Below are 21,078 nucleotides of genomic sequence, written 5' to 3'. Positions count from 1 at the left end.
CTTTTATTAAATTTTACTTATAATTTGATAAGCCCCAATAGACAAAATTGCAAGCGGGGCAACATAACGGAGTGCAAAATACCAAATTTCAAACCATAATCTAGACATAAAGCCTGAAAATAGAGTAAATAATCCCTCCTTTTTAAGAATATAACCAACAAAAATACTAAATGTTAAAGCACCAAGAGGCATTAAAATATTTGATGTAAGAAGATCTAAAACATCAAAAAATGCTATTGGTTTTTCATTACCCAAAGCCGTAGCTGGGATAGAGAAATAGCTACTTGTAACTCCATAATATGAAAGAATACAAAGAGTTCCTAAAATATATACAAATACCCCAATTATCATTATAGCGCTATTTCTGCTAAGTTGAAATTTATGTATAAGATATAGAGCAAATGGCTCAATCATAGATACAGCTGATGTAATACCAGCAAAAAGCAATGATATAAAAAATGCAATTGCAAGAATATTTCCTATAATTCCCATTTGAGCAAATAAAGATGTAAGCGATACAAAGATAAGTCCAGCACCTTCGCTAGCTGGTTGTCCATCTATAATTGGTATAAATGAAAATACTACAAGACCCATCATAATACCGATTAATATATTGATAAATACTATTGAAAAGGTTGATTTGACTAAATTTGTTCCATCTGGAAGGCTGGCTGCATAAGTAGCTACTGTACCAACACCCATTGACATAGAAAAGAATGCTAGTCCTAAAGCTTGCAAAATTAATTCAGCATTTAAAAGTTTGCTAAAATCAGGGATAAATATAAAGCTTAAAGCTTGAGTAAAATTACCACTAGCAAATATTGCATATAATAAAAGCCCTATAAGAAGAACAAATAGCGATGGCATCATCCATATATTTAGTCTTTCGATTCCACTTTTAATCCCTTTAGAAACTACATAAAACACAGTTAAAAAGACTATACTAAAGCAGATAAATACGCTTAAAAAATCCCCTTCAACAAGACCGCCAAACATAGCTCCAGCTTCTTGTGCTGTGCTTGGCAGGGTGCCAAATGATAAGAATATATATTTTAAAATCCAACCAATGACAATCATATAAAATGAGGCTATTAAAATTGCTGTAAGCATAAAAAATCCAGCAAATCCCCAAGCGCGTTTATTTTTTGGTGCTAGATTTTTGAGTGAATTTACAATGTCGGTTCCGCCAAGTCTACCAATTGCAAGCTCTGCTAAAAACACCACTATGGCTACTCCAAGAGTAAGTATAATATATAATAAGATAAAGGCTGAACCGCCGTTATTGCCGACCATTGTAGGAAATTTCCATGCATTTCCTAGACCTACAGCACTTCCAGCCATTGCTAGAATAAATCCAATTTTTGAAAATTTTTCTACCATATTCCACCTTAAAACAAAATACGCTAAGTTTATCAAATTTTTTCTTTTTCTATACTTTTATTTTATAATTTTTTTTAATAACTTAGATTTTTTTTAGTTTGTGTAACTTTTTGAAATTTAGTATTAATTTTTTTTGGTTAGAATTTTGTCAAATTTAATTAAAAAGAGGTGCAATATGAGATGTCCAGTGTGTAAAGATGTAGATTTGGTAATGAGCGAAAGAAGTGGAGTTGAGATAGATTACTGTCCTAGTTGTCGTGGTGTTTGGCTAGATCGTGGAGAGTTGGATAAGATTATAGAAAGATCAGCATCAAATTCAAGACAAAATGAGTATTTTGGTAGCAAAAAAGAGTATGAACCACGCAAAGATGATAGAAGATATGAAGATAAGAGATATTATGATGATGGCTATCATAATGGATATCGCAAAAAGAAAAAAGAGAGCTTTTTATCTGAACTTTTTGATTTTTAGAGTTTGTATTAAGCATAAAATCTAAAATTTAGGAGAAAATTGTGCAAAATATTATCAAGGGGGGGGGTAGATCTATCTTTTGTAGTGCCTTGCTACAATGAGAGTTTAAATTTAGATAAGTAGTAAGGATAATAGTTTAGAGATTTGAAAGACTTTAGCATTAAAAGATAGTAGAGTTAAAATTTTAAATTTTTCAAGAAATTTTGTTTGCTAGATACTTTGTAGTGATTTTACGAGTTTATTGGAGTTTTTTGATATATTATTTTTGGATAAAATCACTACTTTAACCAAGCATTAAATCCTAATTATTCAGATATATTTGTTATTTTTCTCATCTTTTTTCTATTTTTTAAAATGATATAAATTTAAGTTTTATCACTGGATTATAGCTATCTTATCTATTGTCGTTGCTATGATTTTTGCAAAACATATCTGTGTTAGTGTAGTATTTATTTTAATATTATTAATGATAAAAAATTGGTTTTAAAAGATAAATTTTTTATTATCTTTTTGTTCTATTTTTGCTTTGGATTTTTATGAAAATTGTGCTTTTTAGGCCTACTCAATGTTTATCTGGTATGATATATACTATTAGTGGATTTTTGCTTTGTAGATGTTTTGTTTTTTTAAAGTAGATATAATTGGTTTTTAAAATAAAATTATAAGGCAAAATATGAGATATAAAAAATTAAATGAGATATCAAAATCTTTTAAAAATGAGTTAAATCAGCTATATAAAGATATGGATCATCAAATAATTTTGCAAGGCTTAAATATAGCAAATCTACCAAATACCAGTCAAGCAAAGATAGCTATAACAGATAAAATAGTATCTCTTAGATTTACAAGTGTAGAAAATGAGCTAAAAAAACTTGGCAAAACCAAAGAACAAATTAGTAATGTAGAGTCAAATTTATATGATTTTGTGAGTAAATTTTATATAGATAGATTTTCTAATCTTTTAAAACAGATAAAAGATGAAGATATTTTAACGCCATTTGAAATGGCACTTTTAGAAGGCATTCACAATATAGGCATAGCTATTACTAATATGCAAAAAATATGGCATAAACATATAATATGTGATATAAATAAAGAGTTTGAATCTAAATTTGATACCATTGGTGATGCAATGAAATTTATAGATGATAACTATCTATATCAAAATGATACCTATAAAAATAAGTGTGATAGAGTTTATGGTGCTGTAATTAAAGGTGAAAATGGTTATAAAATGGTGCCTTATATGGAGGCTTTTTCTAGTGAGTGTCAAGCTGTAGTAGATGAATTTATAAAAGCTATAGATATTTTAAATCCATTAGCAAATAGCAAAGAGGATAAAAACTATATCAACTATTTAAATAGATTAAAAGAGGCATTTGCAGAAAAAAATAATGATAATGTTATACATAGGTGGCAAGAAGCTGAAATAGCGTGGATGGAGTGTCGTGGAGTGATTCAAATTGGACACCCTTTAGAATACTATGAAGATGCTTACACTCACGCTGTGGCATTAGAATGGGATGCAAGATTGTGTGATAGTAGCGATGTAGATGAAGGCATTTTAAAGCAAAATATTAAAAATAGCTTTAATCAAATTTATAATAAAATCGGAATTCAAAATGACAATATGGTATCTTTAGTGCATTCAAATATAGATAAAACTCAGCTTTATATATGCGCTCCTATGCTCTATTATGGTGCTGAGTTTAATGGATTATTTTCTGCTCAAGTGGTACCAAATGATGAAATGGTAAGTGCTAAATGCGGTAAAAAGATATTTGCTTTTGTTGATTTTGTATATCAAAGTAGTAAATCTAAGCCATTTATGAGGCTTGCTAGTGAAATTTTTGATAAGGAATTTCTAGATTTTGGGCGTAATATTTTATTTAAACAAGAGAAAATTTGGAAAAAAGTCTATGAAATTTCAACCATAGGTCACGAATTTGGCCATATTTTATTTATCGATAATGATAGTGAAAATTTAATGAATATTGGCGGTGAGTTTAAATTTATAGAGGAGTATAAGGCTACAACTGGCGGATTAGTTAATTTCTTTTTACATGAAGATGAGAGCTTAACAATGGCTGTTTTTGCAGAACTTATTAAAAGAAGCGTAGGACTTATAGCTTGGCAAAAGGTTGTAGAGACTAGGGCGTATTATTGTGAAGGGCTTATTCATCTTGCATTATTATTTAAATCTGGAGTTTTGAGTTTTGATGGTGCTAAGTTGAGTATTAAATTTGATAAAAATAGCTATGAAGCTTTTAAACAATTAACCATACAAAATTACATAGAATTAGCTACACATTATAGTAAAAAGCTAGATGCAGGTAAATTTCTATCCAAATTTGCTAAATTTGATGGAGAAATATATCTCCCAGTAGATTTAAAAGTATTAGATTTTGTCAAATTTTATTATGCTAAATATGAGGCTATTGGTAATGAGATTGATGATAGCAATGAGTGGCAAAATTGGCAAAATTAATGAAAAATTAAACCAAATTTAGCTATAATTTCGCGTTTTGAATTCTAAGTAGGGAATTTATCCGAACTAATTCAAACAATAATTTTTTAAGGAAATATATATGAAAAAGATTCTTTTTCTTCTTGTAGCTTTAACAGGCTTAGCATTTGGTGCTGATGGCGAACAAATCAAAGCATTTTCAGTTGTAGCTGCTGGTATCGGTCTTGGTGTAGCTGCTCTTGGTGGTGCTATCGGTATGGGTCACACTGCTGCTGCTACTATTCTTGGTACAGCTAGAAACCCAGGTCTTGGTGGTAAACTTCTTACAACTATGTTTATTGCTCTTGCGATGATCGAAGCACAAGTTATCTATGCACTTGTTATTGCTCTTATCGCTCTTTATGCTAACCCATTCTTAGTATAATTTCTTGCCCCTTTTTGGGGCTTCTTCTTTTAATATATCTTTGCGATCATGGTGGAATTGGTAGACACGCTATCTTGAGGGGGTAGTGCCGTTATGGTGTGCGAGTTCAAGTCTCGCTGATCGCACCACTTAGTAGATAATTTTATATTTTATCAATATTATTAGATGTGATTTATATTTAAACTATAATAAAATAATAGTAGTAATTTAGATTGAAGCAATTAAAGTAGCAATATTGCTACTTTAATTTTTAATTTAATTTGTTAGCGGATTGCCGGCTTTATTGGCTTTATATTTTTTAGTTACTACACCTTTTGAATTAAATTCAAATACTGCTGTCTCATTTTTATTTCCAGCAAATGGAATATAACTAATAGCTTGATAATCGTAATACCAAATTTCACCTTTACCAAAGTTTTGTTTTCTAGGTGGATAGCCAATAACTCTTTCTACATCAGATTTTGTACTTTTATTTAATCTAATTTGTTCCATAGCTTGAGGTTTTACCTCTGTTCCAGTAGTGTATGCACATCCACTTACAATAAGTGCAGTTATAATGGTTGCAAATAACTTTAACATTTTTACTCCTTAATTTTGTTGTTTCATCATTTTTTCAATTTTTTTGTCTGTTTTGTATTGACCAAGAGAGTAAATAGCCCATATCGAAGCAGGAAGCCATCCAATAAGTGTAAATTGCAATATTAGGCATATAACTCCAGCAATCGGCCTACCGATGGTAAAAAATCCAAGCCACGGGATAATTAGACATAGTAAAAAACGCATATATGCTCCTTTAATAAAATAAAAGTTGTTATTATACCCCCCCCCATCATAATAAATAACTTATAAAATTTAATTAATATATTATATAAGTTGATTTTTGTATTTTATAGATATAATTTTAAAAAACTAGGCTAATTATGAAAATTATATTTTTACTTATTTTTTGTGCTGTTTTTGCGTTAGCAAATTGCGATATATCAAGCGTTGCAACTATATATAATGAGGGTATAGCTAGTAATATCACTCACCCAATTACTAATAAAAAACCAAAAGATATTTATAAAATAAAATCTAATAAAATAGAATCAAATAAGCAATTAGCTATATCCATAAATGCAAAAGTTGATACTCTTATTAGTATTAATTTTGTAGGTGCTACAATGGCCAAATTTGATTATAAAATATCCAATACTGCTAAAAATAGTGAGCTAATTTGCAATAACACCTATTTAGATAATGGATATAAATTTAGAGATATTAAGCTAAAAAGCAATCAAAACTTACTGATAATTTTTGGAGTAGATAATGCTGGGCTTGATAATTATGAGTTTGAAGCTGATATTGTAATTGAACATATAATATCAAATAATAATCAAATCAGTTCAGATATAAGTTTTGATAAGATTTATACACAGATTATCGGACGAGAGTTTGAGTTAAATTTTATAACTAACCAGATAATAAGCGATCTTGAAATCACTCTAAACAATAATTATCAAATCTATAAAGCTACTAGTTTTAATGGTGGTAAAATTCGTGCAATTATCCCAAATTTGGATAGTTTGAATTATAAAAATTTATATTTTATAGCTAAATTTAAAGATAATAAAGGTATAAAAAAAGAGATAAAATCGCAAATTTTTACTGCTAGGCCAGCTGAGTTTAAACTAGAAAATATCCCCAAAAATTTAAAAGGCGGAGAAAGATATAAGGATATTAGGCTAATTGCACTTGATTATAATGGTGTAGTAGTTGCTGGATATAATGCTGTTTTTAATGGCGATTATATTAGGCATACCTTGCTAGATTGTCAAGCAAATATCTCTAATGAGATTATAGAATTTAAAAATGGAGTTGGAGTAATTAGCACAGATAATAAAGGGTTTATCTACCCAGATATCGGAGTAGCTAAAATTGAGTTTAGAGATGGGCAAAATAGTGATAAAATTAGAAATTTATGCATTTTAAATAGTTTTGAAAATATCGCAGACGAGCAGGGTAGAATTGGTTGTGATGCTGGAATTGTTACTGAAATTGGATACTTTGATTATGATAAAATCATACATACTAAAAGCAAATTTGAGTCTAAATTTGGATTATTTGGCACAATTGATGGCAATCTAAGCCAAAAAGCATATGATGATTTTATAGGAGTTGTAGCAAGTATAGAACTTGAGGCTAGATTGGTTGATGATACAGTAGCTAAGCTTTTTAGTGCTAATTGTTATGCAAGTGATGTAAGTTTTAGCAATACTAGCAATCTAATCATACATGCCATCGGAGAACCAAATGATAAAAATTATATATATCAAAGTGGTCAAAATATATATACTATGAGCCAAAATAGTTTTAAAAATGGCATTGGTAAGGCATTTGTAAAGCTCTCAATGCCAAAAGATAAACCACAAAATCCACTAAAAATCACTACAAATGATCTTGATATTAATCTTACACAAAGATCAAATTTAACTCAAAATACTACGCCAAATTATAGCTATATATACTATGCTAATGCATATGGTCAAAAGCTAGCACAAACTGATAATTTTCCATATTTTGCACAAATTTACTTTGCTATATATTGTGATAGTAAATGCCAAGATATAGCTAAAAATAGTGATGAATTTGCTCCTATTTTAGATAAAAATATGAGTGCAGTAGATGAGCTAAAAGACTATTTCGTATTTAAGGATTTTAATGCTTCAAATGATATAGTTGAGTTTGAAAATATATCAAATTTGCCAAGTAGTGTAGTAAATGGAGTGATGAGTATAAAGATAGATAGTGAGCAAAAGGGTGAGTTTAAGATTAAAAATCCTCATTTTGTTGGTAGGGATTTTGTTTGGGTTAGATTGTTTAAAGATGAGTTTTGGAGTGGAGTAGGTGAATATGGTAAGGTTATGGGTGTAGAGGGCAATCAAAATATTCGCTATAATCGTACTATTGAGTGGTAGAAAGTATTAAGATTTTTTAAATATAATTAATCAAATTTAGCTAAAAGGTAGATAATGAAAAGGGTAGTTATATTGCTAAATATGGGCGGAGTAGATAATCTAAGTCAAGTTAGAGTGTTTTTAACCAATATGTTTAATGATCCATATATTTTAGGAATTAAAAATAGACATTTAAGAGCTTTTGTAGCGTGGATGATAACGATGATGAGGTTAAAGCCAGCTACGCAAAACTATATCCAATTAGGAGGAAAGTCAGCTCTAGGCGATATCACACGCTCTTTGGTAGCGAAACTAAATTCCAAATTCGGTTTTGATAATTTAATCTTTGATTATGCTATGAACTATACACCTCCATTTGCATCTGATACTCTTGCAAAATATAAAGATGCTGATGAAATAGTTTTATTTCCACTATATCCGCACCACTCAGTCACTACGATTACTTCAAGTTTAGACTCAGCTAAAAGAGCTATTGGCAATCTTGACATTAAGGCAAAGATAAAAGTAGTGGATTATTTTTATAAAAATAGTAAATTTAATGATATTATAGTTAGTCATATCGCTAAGAGTTTAGGTGATGATGACGCTAGTAAAATTGATCTAATATTTTCAGCGCATTCATTGCCTCAAAAGGTAATTGATAGCGGTGATTTATATGAGAAGCATCTAAATGAACATTTAGAGATTTTAAAATCAAATTTAAATAATTGCGGCTTGAGGTTTAATAGCGTAAGCTTAGCCTATCAATCGCGTCTTGGACCTGTTAAATGGCTAGGGCCAAATTTAAGTGAAGTTTTGCCAAGTTTGAGTAGTAAAAGAGCTATGATATATCCAATTAGTTTTTGTATTGATAATTCTGAGACAGATTTTGAGCTTGCAATTGAGTATAAGCATATTGCTGATGATAATAAATTTAGCTATTATAAGGTAGTTAAAGCACTAAATGATAGCGATGAATTTATCTCATTCATCGCCCAAAATATATAGCTACTTGCACAGTTCTGGATGGCTGCGAAGTAGTAAAGTATAAGCGTGTAAAATACTTTGGGTTCTTATGTAATCTCTATCTCCGCTTAATAAAAGCCTAGATGAGATTACGCCGCTACTTGAAGAAACTGCTATAAATACCGTTCCTACTGGCTTTTGTTCGCTTCCGCCATCTGGACCTGCTATACCACTAATTGCCAAAGCATAATCAGCCCCGCTTAAATCCATCGCACCTCTAGCCATTGCTTCTACGCATTGAGCGCTAACAGCACCAAAGTTTTCTAATATCTGATTATCGACCTTTATCCAGCGATTTTTAATGCTATTTGAGTAGGTTATAAGAGATCCATCAAAGGCAGCGCTAACTCCAGGTACACTCCCAAGTGTTGCTGCACACATACCAGCAGTACATGACTCAGCAAAAGTAATTTTTTTATTATTTTGGATTAGCTTTTTAGCCAAAAATTCTACTATATCATCAGATGGTATAATCTTGCCTATAAATAAATTTGCTACACTCTCAATAAAGCTATCTATATGACCATATTTGCTAGTGCTAACTTTTATCTTGGTTAGGCCATCGATAATTTGGGTAAGTGTGATATTTACATTATAAGTAGCAGTTAATGGCTCAAGTAATATCTGTGCACTCTCTTTATCTATATCTATTATGTGAAATATTTTTGAGTTTTGCTCATTGCTACTAAGAAGTTCTGGTAACTCTTTTGTAGGTTCGGCTTTGATTAAATTTATTTGAGAGTTATTTATAGCTATCAAAAAGCTATTTTTGCTAAATTTAATTGCTTGAGATGGCATAAGTGTCTCAAATTTAAGCTCAATCGTATCGGTAGTAAGAGTAGCTAGAATTCTACTAAGAGTATAAAATCCATTTTCATTGGCACAAATTGTGATATTGTCATAGTTTTTGGTGAAATTTTCTATATAAAATGGTAGTTCTTTATTGTTATTTTGAATATATTTAACAGAGGCAAGAAAATCAAATTTTTTCTTATAAGCGGCAAAAAAGTAGTCTAAAAATGGATGATTTATTTGAAGATCTTCGCCTAGGATTATTATTAGGTTTTTCATATTGAGCCTTTAGTATTTAAATTTAAATTTAGTATAGAAATTGTTTGCTGTTTGAGTAGTATCAAGCGATAAATCAAGATATAGATTTTTATAAAGTTTAGTATTTATATAGTAGTTTGCATTATATTTATGTGTTTCATCTTGATAAAGTATTGTACCGATTTTGGTATTTTTTAGTATTTGGGCGCTAATATTTGATGAGTGAGTACATAGTGTGCTATTTTCTACTGCTTCGTCATATACTGTATTTATAGAATTGGTAAATGTAAATATATTGAATTTTAGATTATGAGATGCTGAGTAGATACCATAAAGATTATACTCTTTTATATTCTTATTTAATGTTTGAAATATATTAAAATCAAAATCTTTTATAGCCCAGTGATTAAATTTAAGAGATTGAATATTAATAAGATCAATATTGCTTAAACCTTTATTATCTTCGTAGTTTAGATTATAATGCGAAGTTAATACTTTGCAAGTTTGCATATTAAAGTAGTTTTGTGATAGATTAGAGCTTAGGTCTATAGTTGATAATGAGAGTTGAGTGGTGTGTTTATCTACCTGTGTTCTACTAAGCTCAAATCCATTTATCATTACATAGAACAAAGAAAGCAAGATAACTACTCTCAAATTCAATCCTTAAGTTTTTACATATTTTAACAAGTTTAAAATTTGATTTTGATTAAGAGATGTTATGAAAGTAGAGAGCCGTAGCTCTCTAATGGATTAATGTTGCATCGATTGCGCTTTAGAAATAACCATTGAATCAAAGATATCAAATAGTTTATTAGAGTATTCTTCAGATGTTTTAAACTCTTTTATAATTACTGGAGCATTGTTTGTAAAGTCTTTACTTGCAAGATCAATTGCTGAATTGACATATTTATGTACCATACTATGTGGCTCAAGAATTTGATTAAATTCAGCAGTATTGCCAAATATAGTCTTACCACGATCTTCGCACCATTTACCAAGACGACACATAGTATGATCTGGCATAGTTTCGTAATTTTTAGTATAAATTTGATTATAACCATTTGTTTTAAATAGCATATGGTCGATTTTAACAAGGCTTGTAAAGATATTATAAGAGATAAATCTTGCATTATGTTCTATATCTTTAGTATTAGTTACTAATAGATCAAATTTGGTGATAAAGCCTTCAATATGTTTATTTGACTCAATTGAAATAGCCTCAACTTCTTCACTTTGAGCAAACATATCGCTAGCATTTTGTTTTAGTAGGTTGATATTCATCTCTACTTCTGCAGTTGCTTTTTGAGTTCTCTCAGCCAGTTTTCTAACTTCATCAGCAACAACAGCAAACCCACGACCATGCTCGCCGGCACGAGCTGCCTCAATAGCAGCATTTAGGGCTAAAAGGTTTGTTTGGTCGGATATATCTTTGATTAGATTGATTACATTTGTAATTTCATCAACACTTTTATGTAGGTTTTCAGCCGCCGTGCGAGTTTTGTTGCTTGAGCTTGTGATCTCATTTAGAGATTCTATTAATTTGTTGCTAGATTGGTTTAGCTCAGCTATATTTGTTAGATTATCTTCTATTTTTGCAATAGAAGCACGAGATAGATCTAGGTTTTTTTCAATTCCGGTTTGGATATTTTTTGAATTGGCTTTTACGCCACCAATCATATCTTGAGCAATAGATGTAATTATATCACACTCATTTAGGTTGCTCGGACAAGATGAAAGCTCTTTAATTTCAGCACGAAGCTTACTATTTTCAGCATTTCTTGCTTCTAGCTCTTTTTTTAGAGCGACAATTTGCTCTTCGTAGTGAGAGATTTTTTTAGATTGACCAAACATAAATTTATCCTTTGTACTTGATATATTAACATAAAACTCGCTATACAAAATTAGTATAGATTTAGTATCGTTAAATCTAATTAATTGTAATATAAAAATATTTAAAAACAGATAAAATATTAACAAATAATTAAAGAAGTATTATGAAGAAAATAAGTAAATGTATCACTTTTAAATATTTAGAGTAAATTTGGGCTTTAAAGCCCAAATGTATTAGTTATTTGATTTAGATTTTTTATATTCCATTAGAATATGATAAGCTTCATCTTTGAGTCTTAATTTCTCTTTTTTAAGTGTTTCTAGCTCAAATTGATCCATATGCTCACGACCTTCTTCTACATCTAGAATTTTTTGGTCTAGGTCATTATGTTTGTTAAATACAGCATCAAAATGTGCATTTTTGCCTTTTAATTCTGTGATTAAATCTCTATATTCGTGTAGCATTTATACTCCTTTAAATTTAAAATCGTAACATTATACAAAAAAGATACTTAAACCAAGCCAATTATGATCTATAATCAGCATTGATTTTTACATAAGTATGCCCTAAGTCGCATCCATATGCAGTAAATTTACCATTTGCAATACCTAAATCACAAATTATTCGGTAGCTATCTTTTTTCATTACTGCGTGTGCTTTTTGCTCTCTTGCTTCATCTAGTTCGGGGTGATCTTTATCATATACTAGTACATCATCATAGTAGATAACTAATTTAGCACTATCGCATTCTATGCCACTAGCACCTATCGTAGATGCGATCCTACCCCAGTTTGGATCCTCTCCAAAAATAGCTGTTTTGACTAAAAGTGAGTTTGAAAGTGCCTTAGCTGCTTTGCTAGCTTCATCATCGTTAGCAGCACCTTTTACTTCAAAAGCGACAACCTTAGTGCTACCTTCGCCATCTTTGACTAAATTTAAGGCCATTTCTAATGTGATCTTATCTAGGGCGAATTTAAAAGCTTCTTTATCGTATGCACCGCTTTTGCCTGAGCTAAGTAGCATTAATGTGTCATTGGTGCTAGTATCTCCATCTACGCTTACAGCATCAAAGCTATGCTTTGTTGTAGCTTCTAATAGTTCATCCATATCGCTTTGTGGGATATTAGCATCAGTAAGGATAAAACAAAGCATAGTGGCAAATGCTGGATTTATCATACCTGCACCTTTGCAGATAGCTGCGATATTAAAGCTTTTGCCATCTTCAAGTTCAACTCTAAAAGCTATCTCTTTTTTAAAGCTATCAGTAGTCATAATTGCTCTTGCTACAGAGTCGCTATTTTTTTGATTAAGATCAAATTTATCAAATCCAGATCTGATTTTTTCTTGATTTAATCTATATCCAATCACTCCAGTAGAGCTCATAATTGGATTTATTAGCGGGGTTTTTTGATTTAAAATCTTAAAAAGCTCATCAATATCATCTACTCCATTTTGCCCTGTCATTGCATTGGCATTTTTTGAGTTTAGTAGTAAGAAATTTGATTTAAATCCTTTTTTATAGCGTTTAAAATGGACAATCGGTGCAGCTTGAAATTTATTTGATGTAAATTTAGCTGAAAGCATAAATGGCTCATCGGCTCTGATAAATCCAAGGTCGTTATCACCATTTGGTTTAAGCCCAGTGCTAACGCCACCAAAAAAGAATCCATCAACATTTTCAAGACCATTTTTAAGACTAATTATATTAAACATATTTTAGCTCCTCTGGTTTGTATTTACTAAAAATAAGACGCTTAGTAGCCCTAATACTCTCAGCTGTACCAATAACTAAAAGCTTTGAGCCAGTACCAATTAACGTATCACCATTTGGCATTGGGCTAAATTTCCCATTTTGGTCTGTGATGCCTACAATATCAGCATTTGTTAGTTTTCTTAGGTGGGTTTCTTTGATTCTTTTAAATCTAATCCAAGAGGCCTCTGGAACTTTGATCTCTTCTATATCTATTGGAGAATCTTTTTTGTATAAAAATTGCTCTAAAATATTCTCCATATCTGGACGCACGCTCATAGCTGAGATTCTTTGAGCTACTAGTTTTGAAGGGCTTACTACTGAATCTGCACCTAATTTAATAAGTTTTTGTGTATCGCTATCATTATCTGAGTTAGTCATGATAAAGTAGGGCTTTACTCTGCCAAGCTCTTTTTCATATAGTCTAACTGTAGCTATAAGAGCGATATTATCAGCAATATTAGAGCTAAGGGTTATCAATCCTTTAGCACTTGAGAGATGAGATTTTAATATGGCTGATTGAGTGTGTGGCTCATCTATTATATAGTATGGATATTTATATGTTTCGGCTATCTGAGCTAAATCCTCTCTATTGTCTATTACGACAAATGGGATATGATTTTCTCTAAACTGTCTTGAGAGTTCTATAGTATAGAGATTGTGATGACAGATAACAAAGTGATTTTTAAGCCTTGCAATCTTGTATATCATATTTCTTTCCTTTAAGATCCTAGTTAGAACCCCTTTTTTGATAACTTCAATAACAAGACCCATAGAAAAAGTAAAAAAACAAAAGCCTATAAGTATAAAAAGTATGGTAAAAAGGCGTCCAGCAGTATTTATATGTGAGACCTCAGTAAATCCAACAGTAGTAAATGTCATCCCCGCTTGATAAATTGCATCAATGAGTGTAAAATTACTAGTAATCATATAGCCAAGTGTGCCAAAAAGCATCATCAAAACTACAAATATAATTGGGAGACGGAAAGATTTTAATTGTTGGTATAGTTCGGTATTTAGATCATATTCAGGTTTGGACTCATCAGCCCAGTTGAGGAATTTTTTAATCTTTTTTATTAAAGACATAAATTCCTCTTTTATATGCTATTTTGATTGTTTTTTCATTGTTCTTAAAGTAGAAGCTGCAACTCTAATTTTTCTAGTTGTACCATCTTCTAGCATTACACGGACTGTGCGAAGGTTTGGCATAAATCTTCTTTTTGTTTTGTTGTTAGCGTGGCTTACGTTATTTCCAACCATAGGGCCTTTGCCCGTAATTGCACATTTTTTTGACATTTTATATCCTTAATTTATAAAAATTTGGGGTTAATTATATCTAAAATAACCCCAAAATTAGCTTAAAAATGAATTTAAATTAGAAAGCTGGAACGATAGAGCCTTTGTATTTTTGAGCTATAAAATCTCTGACAGCTTGGCTTTGAAGTGCTTTATTAAGAGCTTTTATACTATCTTTATTTTGGTTGCCATCTTTTACAACTAAGATATTTACATATGGACTCTCTTTAGATTCAATTATTAAAGCATCTTTTGTAGGATTTAGGTTTGCGTTCATTGCAAAATTTGTATTAATAACTGCTATATCTACATCATTTAAAGTGCGTGGCAGTGTAGCTGCTTCTATCTCTTTAAATTTAAGATTTTTAGGATTTTTAGTAATATCTAAAGGGGTGCGTAGTTTTGCATTTGTATCAACCTCTATCAATTTAGCAGATACTAATACATCTAAAGCACGGCTCTCATTTGTAGGATCATTTGGTATGCTTACTATTGCACCATCTTTTAGTTCATTTATAGATTTTATCTTTTTGCTATATACGCCCATTGGCTCTAGATGAACTCCAACAGTTTTTACTAAGTGAGTTCCTTTGTTTTTATTAAACTCATCTAAATATGGTATATGTTGGAAGAAATTAGCATCTAAATCCCCATCTTCAACTGCAATATTTGGTATTACATAGTCATTAAATACCTTAACTTCTAAGTTTATACCTGATTTTTTTAGCTCTGGCGCGATAAACTCAAGTATCTCAGCATGTGGAACTGGTGTAGCACCGACCTTTAGAGTTGTAGCAAGTGCAGAGCTTACAAGGCTTGCAGCAACTAGGCCTAAAGCAAGTAATTTTTTCATATTTTATCCTTAAGTATTAAATTTGACTTGGTATTATACAAAATAGATTATGAATTTAAAATAATATAAGGAAAAATATGAAAAAAGTACTATCTATAGCAGGCTCAGATCCATCAGGAGGAGCTGGGATTCAAGCTGATATAAAGACAATAACTGCTCATAAGCTCTATGCAATGGCTGTTATAGTTTCATTAACTGCGCAAAATACTACAGCAGTAAGTGGCGTTTTAGACTGTTTGCCTGAGTTTGTAGAATCGCAAATTGATTCAGTTTTAAGCGATATAACTCCAGATGCTATTAAGCTAGGAATGCTCTCAAATGCAAATATTATGCATTCAGTTGCTAAGATGTTAAAACAATACAATTGTAAAAATATCGTATTAGATCCAGTAATGGTGGCTACTACTGGTGGAAGATTGATGGATGATAATGCTCTTGGTGTTTATATTGATGAGCTTTTTGCTCTAGCTAGAGTAGTTACGCCGAATTTACCAGAAGCTAGTGTATTAAGCGGTATAGAGATAAAAAATATAGATGATATGAGAGCTGCAGCTATAAAAATTAGTAGCTATGGATGTCAAAGTGTTTTGATAAAAGGTGGTCATTTTGTAGGTAATGCTACTGATTTACTATATGAAAATGGTGAATTTACTGAGTTTAGTGCTATTAAGATAGATACGAAAAATACTCATGGTACTGGATGTACGCTCTCATCAGCCATAGCGTGTAATATCGCTAGTGGATTAAGTGTAAAAGATTCAGTTAAAAATGCTAAAGATTATGTAACAAATGCACTTAAAAACACAATAGCAATAGGACATGGAAATGGGCCTATTAATCACTGTTGGATTTTATAAATAAACTAAATTTAATTAAAACTAATAAATTATAGATAATTAGAGAGGCTTAACCTCTCTAGACTAAGCGTAGATATCTAATCTACCAGCTTTTAGAGCCTCATCTTGGACAAATTGCGTAGGATCAGTAATTACTGGAACATCTTTATTAGCAGTTTGCATATTTGCACCAACTATGCCATTTAAAATATCGCTCATAGCAGTTTGTTCTATATCCATAGATTTTTTCAACGCCATAGTGCTAACTGCTAATTGAGTATCTGCATTACCATTAATACCTGATAACATATGAACTCCTTATAATTTAGTCATAGATAAAATCGGCTAAAATTTAAATTTAATTATTTTTTAGTAATTTTATATAAGAAATTACCACTGCTTTGAATTATTTGAACCATTGCAATTAATATAATAACTGTATAGGCCATAATATCTGGTCTAAAGCGTTGAAATCCATATCTCATAGCTACATCGCCAAGTCCGCCACCACCTACGGCACCAGCCATGGCTGTAAAGCCAATTACTACTATTAATGTAAGAGTTATGGCATTTATAATGCTTGGTAAGGCCTCTATAAATATGACTTTAAATATTATTTGTGTTTTGGTAGCTCCATAGCTTAGGGCTGCTTCTATGATTCCATGATCTACTTCATTCATAGCATTTTCTATTAATCTAGCAATAAATGGCGCTGAGCCAATGGTAAGTGGAACAATAGTTGCAGTAGTGCCAATACTGGTGCCAACAATAAATTTAGTAAATGGAAATAGGACAATTATAAGAATAATAAATGGAAAACTTCTTAGTGTATTTACTATAATATCCAATGCGTTGTATATTGCTTTATTTGGTTTTAGGCCATTTTTATTAGTTATAACCAAAATAATAGCTAATCCAAGCCCAATTATAAAGGCTAAAAATGTAGATACAAATGTCATATATAAAGTATCAAGTGTTGCTTCAAGTAGTAATTTTGCTATCATTTTATCTCCTTTATAATCTCATATAGTGCGCCTTTGCTTTTGATAAATTCCTCTACTTTTAGTTCATCTTTTGGCTCTACATTGATAACTAAACTACCTAAAACTTTATCTCCAAGCTTTTCAAGTTTGCCCCAAACTATGTTAAAATCGATATTTAACTCTCTTGCCATATGTGTTATTATACTATGCATAGCTACATCAGGTGGGAAAAATATCTTAATATTTACTCCATCATTAGGCAAAATCTCCTCTTCACCAAGGAATTTTTTCATATTTTCATTTGGATTTAAAAATAGCTCAACAATACTTCCAGAGTTGGTTATAACTCCACCTTCAAGCAAGATAGCTCTATTTGCTATGCTTTTTACCACATCCATCTCGTGAGTAACAATAACTATAGTAATACCTAAAGTTTGATTGATTTTAGCAAGTAAAGATAGAATTTGCTTTGTAGTATTTGGATCTAGTGCGCTAGTAGCCTCATCGCTTAGGAGGATTTTTGGTTTTAGTGCTAAGGCTCTAGCTATGGCTACTCTTTGTTTTTGACCACCACTTAACTGGCTTGGATAGCTATTTGCCTTTGATTCTAGGCCGACTAGTTTTAGCAACTCCTCAACCCTATCTTTAATATCATTTTTATTCCATCCCCACATAACTAATGGCATAGCAACATTTTCAAATACGGTCTTTCTACTCATCAAAGCAAAGTGTTGAAAAATCATCCCTATATCTTTTCTTAACTCTCTTAGACCTTGCTCATTTAGTTGCGAAATTTCTTTATCAAATACTTTTAGACTGCCATCTTGATAACCTTCAAGCCCATTAATGCAGCGTAAAAGCGTGCTTTTTCCAGCTCCGCTGTGACCAACAATAGCAAAAATTTCACCAGGCTTTATCTCACAACTAACATCATTTATAGTAAGATGTTTATCATAATATTTTTTTAGGTTTTTTATGCGTATCAACTCTTATCCTTTTGGCCTACATTTTTGAAATTTATATCATCATACTTTATAGATTTTGCCAAATTTTATTTATGTTAAATTGCCTAATTCATTAACTACTTTTGCTAATTTATCTTTAGCAGCTGCTAGTCCTTGACGATTGGTTTCAAGCACATTTTGTGGTGCGTTTGCTATAAATTTCTCATTATTTAGCATATTTTCAAGCTTAGCTATCTCTTTTTCTAGTTTTGTTTTTTGACTATTTAGACGCGCTATAATAGCAGTTGTATCTACTCCAGCAAGTGGTACGAAACTTTCTAAATTCTCACTTACATCTCTAGCAGAGTTGCTGATAATATCTTCTGTTATCTCTACATCTTGACATTTAGCAAGTAGTTTGATAAAGCTTAGATAGCTACTAATATCAAGATTGCTATTTAGTTTGATAAAGGCTTTAGCAATCTTAGCATTACCTTGATCGATTGTAGCTTTAGCGCGGCGAATGCTAATAATAGCCTCAATAATAAGCTCAAATTCAGCTATAATATTATTATCTATCTGACTAGATTTTGGATATTTAGATATCATAATAGATTGGCTATTTTCTAAATTTGATCCACTTAGTTCGTGATATAGATATTCGCTAATAAATGGCATAAATGGACTAAGCAGCTTCATACTCTCTTTAAATATCATTCCTAGCTCGCTAATTGCGCTTTTATCAGCCTTGCTAAGTTCAATACCCCAATCACAAAATTCATCCCATAAAAACTTATAAACCCTATCAGCAGCATCATTAAATCTATAACTATCAAGTGCTTTTCTAGTCTCATTTACGGCAATTTTAAAACGATTTAGCATATATTTGCCAAGTTTTGTGCTAATTGCATTTTCATCAAAATCGCTAAATTTATCAGCATTCATTAGTAGGAATTTACTAGCATTATATAGTTTGTTAGTAAAGTTTCTACTTAGTACCATTTGTTCATTACTCATTCTAATATCACGCCCTTGAACGCATAATATAGTTAGAGTAAAGCGTAAAATATCAGCAGAAAATTCATCTATCATATTTAGTGGATCAATTATGTTGCCACTACTTTTACTCATCTTTTTACCATCTTTGTCTTTTACTAATGCGTGTAAGTATATATCTTTAAATGGCAACTCTCCTAAAGCATTGTTGCTTTGAAACATCATTCTAGCAACCCAGAAGAATAATATATCAAAACCAGTTATTAACATTGTATTTGGATAAAATTCACTCAAGTCGCCTTCGTTCCATTTTTGACCTTTTAAGGCATTGCCATTTCCCCACCCAAGCGTACTAAATGGCCATAATCCTGAACTAAACCAAGTATCAAGCACATCTGGGTCTTGAGTAAATTTAACTCCATTACATTTTGGACATTGTAAAGGCTCATTTTCATCAGCCCACTCATGGCCGCAATCGCAGTAAAATACCGGAATTTGATGCCCCCACCAAAGCTGACGAGATATACACCAATCTTTAAGCTCTCTCATCCAAGCATTAAAGCTGTTTATCCAATGTGATGGGTAGAATTTAGCCTTACCTTCATTGACGCTTTTGATGGCTTCATCTGCGATTTGAGATTTTACAAACCATTGCTTAGATATATATGGTTCAACTACATTTTTACATCTATAGCAATATCCAACTTGGTTTTCATAATCTTCTATTTTTTCTACAAAGCCCTCATCTTGTAACTTTTGAACGATCTTATCTCTAGCTTCTAATCTTTCTAATCCTTCAAACTCAGCACAATACTCGTTTAAAATCCCTTTTTCATCAAAGATGGTGATAAACTCTAAGTTATGGCGTTTTCCTACTTCATAATCATTAACATCGTGAGCTGGAGTAACTTTAACCACGCCAGTACCAAACTCACTGTCAACATGGCTATCAGCAATAATCTTAATTTTACGATTAATTAGTGGCAGTATAACCTCTTTGCCAATTAATTCTTTATATCTGTTATCATCTGGATTTACCATTACAGCAGTATCGCCAAAATATGTTTCTGGTCTAGTTGTAGCAACTATTACAAATTTAGATTTTTCATCGGCTAATGGATATTTTAAGTGGTATAGTTTGCCTTTATTTGCTTTATGTTCTACTTCTACATCACTTAATGCTCCATCATGAGTACACCAATTAACCATATAGTTACCACGAATTATTAGCCCTTTATTATATAGATTTACAAAGGCTTTTTTAACCGAGTTTTTAAGCCCTTCATCCATAGTAAATCTCTCTCTAGACCATGCTGGGGTTATACCTAGGCGTCTCATTTGATAGACTATAGTGCCACCGCTTTTTTCTTTCCATTCCCATGTTTTTTTAAGAAATTCATCTCTGCCTAACTCCTCTTTGGTTATACCTTGAGCTAGTAGCTGCTTTTCAACTACATTTTGCGTAGCGATTCCTGCGTGGTCAAGACCTGGTTGCCATAGGGTTTTATAGCCATCCATTCTTTTATATCGAGTAATTATATCTTGTAAAGTAAATGTTAATGCATGTCCAATGTGTAAAACACCAGTAACATTTGGTGGTGGCATCATAATGCAAAATGTTTTGCCATCTTCTTGAATATTTTTATTTCCATCAATTTCAAAATATCCACGATCTTCGCAAATTTTATAAAATTTCTCTTCTACTATTTTCGCATCATAAAATTCAGCCATATTTAACCCTTTAATAAATATAAAAAATATGCGATTTTAGCTAAATTTAGATAAATAAATTATAAAATTTATGTAGCTATAAGCCATTTTAATGGATAATACT

Annotated in this window: 21 protein-coding genes and 1 tRNA gene; 7 read left to right on the top strand and 15 right to left on the bottom strand. The window is 31.3% G+C overall.

All coding sequences use genetic code 11. The features are described 5' to 3' along the window. Positions 1-6 precede the first annotated feature (6 nt). Positions 7-1,380, bottom strand: a complete 1,374-nt coding sequence (locus tag CVIC12175_RS05395; protein ID WP_086256888.1) for a sodium-dependent transporter — start codon at positions 1,378-1,380, stop codon at positions 7-9. 175 nt (positions 1,381-1,555) lie between these two features. Here CVIC12175_RS05395 and CVIC12175_RS05390 point away from each other — a divergent pair, with 175 nt between their 5' ends. The 4 genes from CVIC12175_RS05390 (at position 1,556) to CVIC12175_RS05375 (ending at position 4,871) form a co-directional block, all read left to right on the top strand. Further along, positions 1,556-1,852 (top strand): TFIIB-type zinc ribbon-containing protein, encoded by a 297-nt coding sequence (locus CVIC12175_RS05390; RefSeq protein ID WP_086256889.1) that lies wholly within the window; start codon positions 1,556-1,558, stop codon positions 1,850-1,852. A 673-nt stretch (positions 1,853-2,525) separates the two neighbouring features. Beyond that, positions 2,526-4,340, top strand: coding sequence for an invasion protein CiaB (ciaB, locus tag CVIC12175_RS05385; RefSeq protein WP_086302772.1), 1,815 nt, complete (start codon positions 2,526-2,528; stop codon positions 4,338-4,340). Between the two features lie 100 nt (positions 4,341-4,440). Continuing rightward, positions 4,441-4,743, top strand: a complete 303-nt coding sequence (locus tag CVIC12175_RS05380; protein ID WP_086247118.1) for a F0F1 ATP synthase subunit C — start codon at positions 4,441-4,443, stop codon at positions 4,741-4,743. A 42-nt stretch (positions 4,744-4,785) separates the two neighbouring features. Then, positions 4,786-4,871, top strand: a tRNA-Leu gene (locus CVIC12175_RS05375). A gap of 127 nt (positions 4,872-4,998) precedes the next feature. Here the strand turns inward: CVIC12175_RS05375 and bamE are convergent. Both bamE and CVIC12175_RS05365 read right to left on the bottom strand, forming a co-directional pair. Then, positions 4,999-5,322 carry an outer membrane protein assembly factor BamE domain-containing protein gene (bamE, locus tag CVIC12175_RS05370; protein WP_086256186.1) on the bottom strand — a complete coding sequence of 108 codons (324 nt, stop codon included), beginning with the start codon at positions 5,320-5,322 and terminating at the stop codon, positions 4,999-5,001. Positions 5,323-5,331: 9 nt separating this feature from the next. Beyond that, complete coding sequence (locus CVIC12175_RS05365; protein ID WP_086247120.1) at positions 5,332-5,526, bottom strand: YqaE/Pmp3 family membrane protein; 195 nt, start codon at positions 5,524-5,526, stop codon at positions 5,332-5,334. A gap of 137 nt (positions 5,527-5,663) precedes the next feature. Here CVIC12175_RS05365 and CVIC12175_RS05360 point away from each other — a divergent pair, with 137 nt between their 5' ends. Next, entirely contained in the window at positions 5,664-7,700 is a 2,037-nt protein-coding gene (locus CVIC12175_RS05360; protein ID WP_086256891.1) for a hypothetical protein, read from the top strand. A 54-nt stretch (positions 7,701-7,754) separates the two neighbouring features. Beyond that, a complete protein-coding gene (gene hemH, locus CVIC12175_RS05355) occupies positions 7,755-8,687 on the top strand; it encodes a ferrochelatase (RefSeq protein WP_086256892.1) in 933 nt (310 codons plus the stop codon). Here hemH and CVIC12175_RS05350 read toward each other — a convergent pair whose 3' ends face one another. The 8 genes from CVIC12175_RS05350 to CVIC12175_RS05315 all read right to left on the bottom strand — a co-directional run bounded on the left by CVIC12175_RS05350 (position 8,688) and on the right by CVIC12175_RS05315 (position 15,485). Beyond that, on the bottom strand, positions 8,688-9,776 hold the full coding sequence (locus tag CVIC12175_RS05350) for a CinA family protein (RefSeq protein WP_086256893.1): 1,089 nt from the start codon (positions 9,774-9,776) through the stop codon (positions 8,688-8,690). It lies immediately after the preceding gene. 9 nt (positions 9,777-9,785) lie between these two features. Then, positions 9,786-10,409 (bottom strand): hypothetical protein, encoded by a 624-nt coding sequence (locus CVIC12175_RS05345; RefSeq protein ID WP_086276796.1) that lies wholly within the window; start codon positions 10,407-10,409, stop codon positions 9,786-9,788. A gap of 96 nt (positions 10,410-10,505) precedes the next feature. Next, complete coding sequence (locus tag CVIC12175_RS08750; RefSeq protein WP_086315898.1) at positions 10,506-11,606, bottom strand: methyl-accepting chemotaxis protein; 1,101 nt, start codon at positions 11,604-11,606, stop codon at positions 10,506-10,508. Positions 11,607-11,819: 213 nt separating this feature from the next. After that, the gene (locus tag CVIC12175_RS05335) at positions 11,820-12,050 is read right to left on the bottom strand and encodes a YdcH family protein (RefSeq protein ID WP_086247126.1); all 231 of its coding nucleotides are present in this window, start codon (positions 12,048-12,050) and stop codon (positions 11,820-11,822) included. A 61-nt stretch (positions 12,051-12,111) separates the two neighbouring features. Then, complete coding sequence (argJ, locus tag CVIC12175_RS05330) at positions 12,112-13,299, bottom strand: bifunctional glutamate N-acetyltransferase/amino-acid acetyltransferase ArgJ (protein WP_086256896.1); 1,188 nt, start codon at positions 13,297-13,299, stop codon at positions 12,112-12,114. Continuing rightward, positions 13,292-14,422, bottom strand: a complete 1,131-nt coding sequence (locus CVIC12175_RS05325; RefSeq protein ID WP_086247128.1) for a potassium channel family protein — start codon at positions 14,420-14,422, stop codon at positions 13,292-13,294. The genes argJ and CVIC12175_RS05325 overlap by 8 nt, the downstream gene beginning before the upstream one ends. An 18-nt stretch (positions 14,423-14,440) precedes the next feature. Then, positions 14,441-14,632 (bottom strand): 50S ribosomal protein L28, encoded by a 192-nt coding sequence (gene rpmB, locus CVIC12175_RS05320; RefSeq protein WP_086247129.1) that lies wholly within the window; start codon positions 14,630-14,632, stop codon positions 14,441-14,443. A 79-nt stretch (positions 14,633-14,711) separates the two neighbouring features. After that, positions 14,712-15,485, bottom strand: a complete 774-nt coding sequence (locus tag CVIC12175_RS05315) for a MetQ/NlpA family ABC transporter substrate-binding protein (protein ID WP_086256193.1) — start codon at positions 15,483-15,485, stop codon at positions 14,712-14,714. A 77-nt stretch (positions 15,486-15,562) separates the two neighbouring features. Here CVIC12175_RS05315 and thiD point away from each other — a divergent pair, with 77 nt between their 5' ends. After that, a complete protein-coding gene (thiD, locus tag CVIC12175_RS05310) occupies positions 15,563-16,342 on the top strand; it encodes a bifunctional hydroxymethylpyrimidine kinase/phosphomethylpyrimidine kinase (protein ID WP_086256897.1) in 780 nt (259 codons plus the stop codon). 63 nt (positions 16,343-16,405) lie between these two features. On the opposite strand, the gene CVIC12175_RS05305 is transcribed toward thiD, so the two are convergent. From CVIC12175_RS05305 to CVIC12175_RS05290, 4 genes are all read right to left on the bottom strand, one after another. Beyond that, positions 16,406-16,630 (bottom strand): hypothetical protein, encoded by a 225-nt coding sequence (locus CVIC12175_RS05305; protein WP_086256898.1) that lies wholly within the window; start codon positions 16,628-16,630, stop codon positions 16,406-16,408. Positions 16,631-16,683: 53 nt separating this feature from the next. Next, complete coding sequence (locus tag CVIC12175_RS05300; protein ID WP_086256899.1) at positions 16,684-17,325, bottom strand: methionine ABC transporter permease; 642 nt, start codon at positions 17,323-17,325, stop codon at positions 16,684-16,686. Next, a complete protein-coding gene (locus CVIC12175_RS05295; RefSeq protein WP_086302770.1) occupies positions 17,322-18,290 on the bottom strand; it encodes a methionine ABC transporter ATP-binding protein in 969 nt (322 codons plus the stop codon). The genes CVIC12175_RS05300 and CVIC12175_RS05295 overlap by 4 nt, the downstream gene beginning before the upstream one ends. Positions 18,291-18,359: 69 nt before the next feature. Beyond that, the gene (locus CVIC12175_RS05290; protein ID WP_086302768.1) at positions 18,360-20,975 is read right to left on the bottom strand and encodes a valine--tRNA ligase; all 2,616 of its coding nucleotides are present in this window, start codon (positions 20,973-20,975) and stop codon (positions 18,360-18,362) included. Positions 20,976-21,078: the final 103 nt, after the last annotated feature.

Origin of the sequence: Campylobacter vicugnae, from assembly GCF_002139875.1 — a bacterium.
GTDB lineage: Bacteria > Campylobacterota > Campylobacteria > Campylobacterales > Campylobacteraceae > Campylobacter > Campylobacter vicugnae.
The sequence above is the reverse complement of the archived record's forward strand: the minus strand, read 5'-3'. Positions and strand labels throughout refer to the sequence as shown.

Coding starts and splice junctions, on each gene's coding strand:
- CVIC12175_RS05395 (WP_086256888.1), bottom strand. CDS start 1,380: ATGGTAGAAAAATTTTCAAAAATTGGATTTATTCTAGCAATGGCTGGA.
- CVIC12175_RS05390 (WP_086256889.1), top strand. CDS start 1,556: ATGAGATGTCCAGTGTGTAAAGATGTAGATTTGGTAATGAGCGAAAGA.
- ciaB (WP_086302772.1), top strand. CDS start 2,526: ATGAGATATAAAAAATTAAATGAGATATCAAAATCTTTTAAAAATGAG.
- CVIC12175_RS05380 (WP_086247118.1), top strand. CDS start 4,441: ATGAAAAAGATTCTTTTTCTTCTTGTAGCTTTAACAGGCTTAGCATTT.
- bamE (WP_086256186.1), bottom strand. CDS start 5,322: ATGTTAAAGTTATTTGCAACCATTATAACTGCACTTATTGTAAGTGGA.
- CVIC12175_RS05365 (WP_086247120.1), bottom strand. CDS start 5,526: ATGCGTTTTTTACTATGTCTAATTATCCCGTGGCTTGGATTTTTTACC.
- CVIC12175_RS05360 (WP_086256891.1), top strand. CDS start 5,664: ATGAAAATTATATTTTTACTTATTTTTTGTGCTGTTTTTGCGTTAGCA.
- hemH (WP_086256892.1), top strand. CDS start 7,755: ATGAAAAGGGTAGTTATATTGCTAAATATGGGCGGAGTAGATAATCTA.
- CVIC12175_RS05350 (WP_086256893.1), bottom strand. CDS start 9,776: ATGAAAAACCTAATAATAATCCTAGGCGAAGATCTTCAAATAAATCAT.
- CVIC12175_RS08750 (WP_086315898.1), bottom strand. CDS start 11,606: ATGTTTGGTCAATCTAAAAAAATCTCTCACTACGAAGAGCAAATTGTC.
- CVIC12175_RS05335 (WP_086247126.1), bottom strand. CDS start 12,050: ATGCTACACGAATATAGAGATTTAATCACAGAATTAAAAGGCAAAAAT.
- argJ (WP_086256896.1), bottom strand. CDS start 13,299: ATGTTTAATATAATTAGTCTTAAAAATGGTCTTGAAAATGTTGATGGA.
- CVIC12175_RS05325 (WP_086247128.1), bottom strand. CDS start 14,422: ATGTCTTTAATAAAAAAGATTAAAAAATTCCTCAACTGGGCTGATGAG.
- rpmB (WP_086247129.1), bottom strand. CDS start 14,632: ATGTCAAAAAAATGTGCAATTACGGGCAAAGGCCCTATGGTTGGAAAT.
- CVIC12175_RS05315 (WP_086256193.1), bottom strand. CDS start 15,485: ATGAAAAAATTACTTGCTTTAGGCCTAGTTGCTGCAAGCCTTGTAAGC.
- thiD (WP_086256897.1), top strand. CDS start 15,563: ATGAAAAAAGTACTATCTATAGCAGGCTCAGATCCATCAGGAGGAGCT.
- CVIC12175_RS05305 (WP_086256898.1), bottom strand. CDS start 16,630: ATGTTATCAGGTATTAATGGTAATGCAGATACTCAATTAGCAGTTAGC.
- CVIC12175_RS05300 (WP_086256899.1), bottom strand. CDS start 17,325: ATGATAGCAAAATTACTACTTGAAGCAACACTTGATACTTTATATATG.
- CVIC12175_RS05290 (WP_086302768.1), bottom strand. CDS start 20,975: ATGGCTGAATTTTATGATGCGAAAATAGTAGAAGAGAAATTTTATAAA.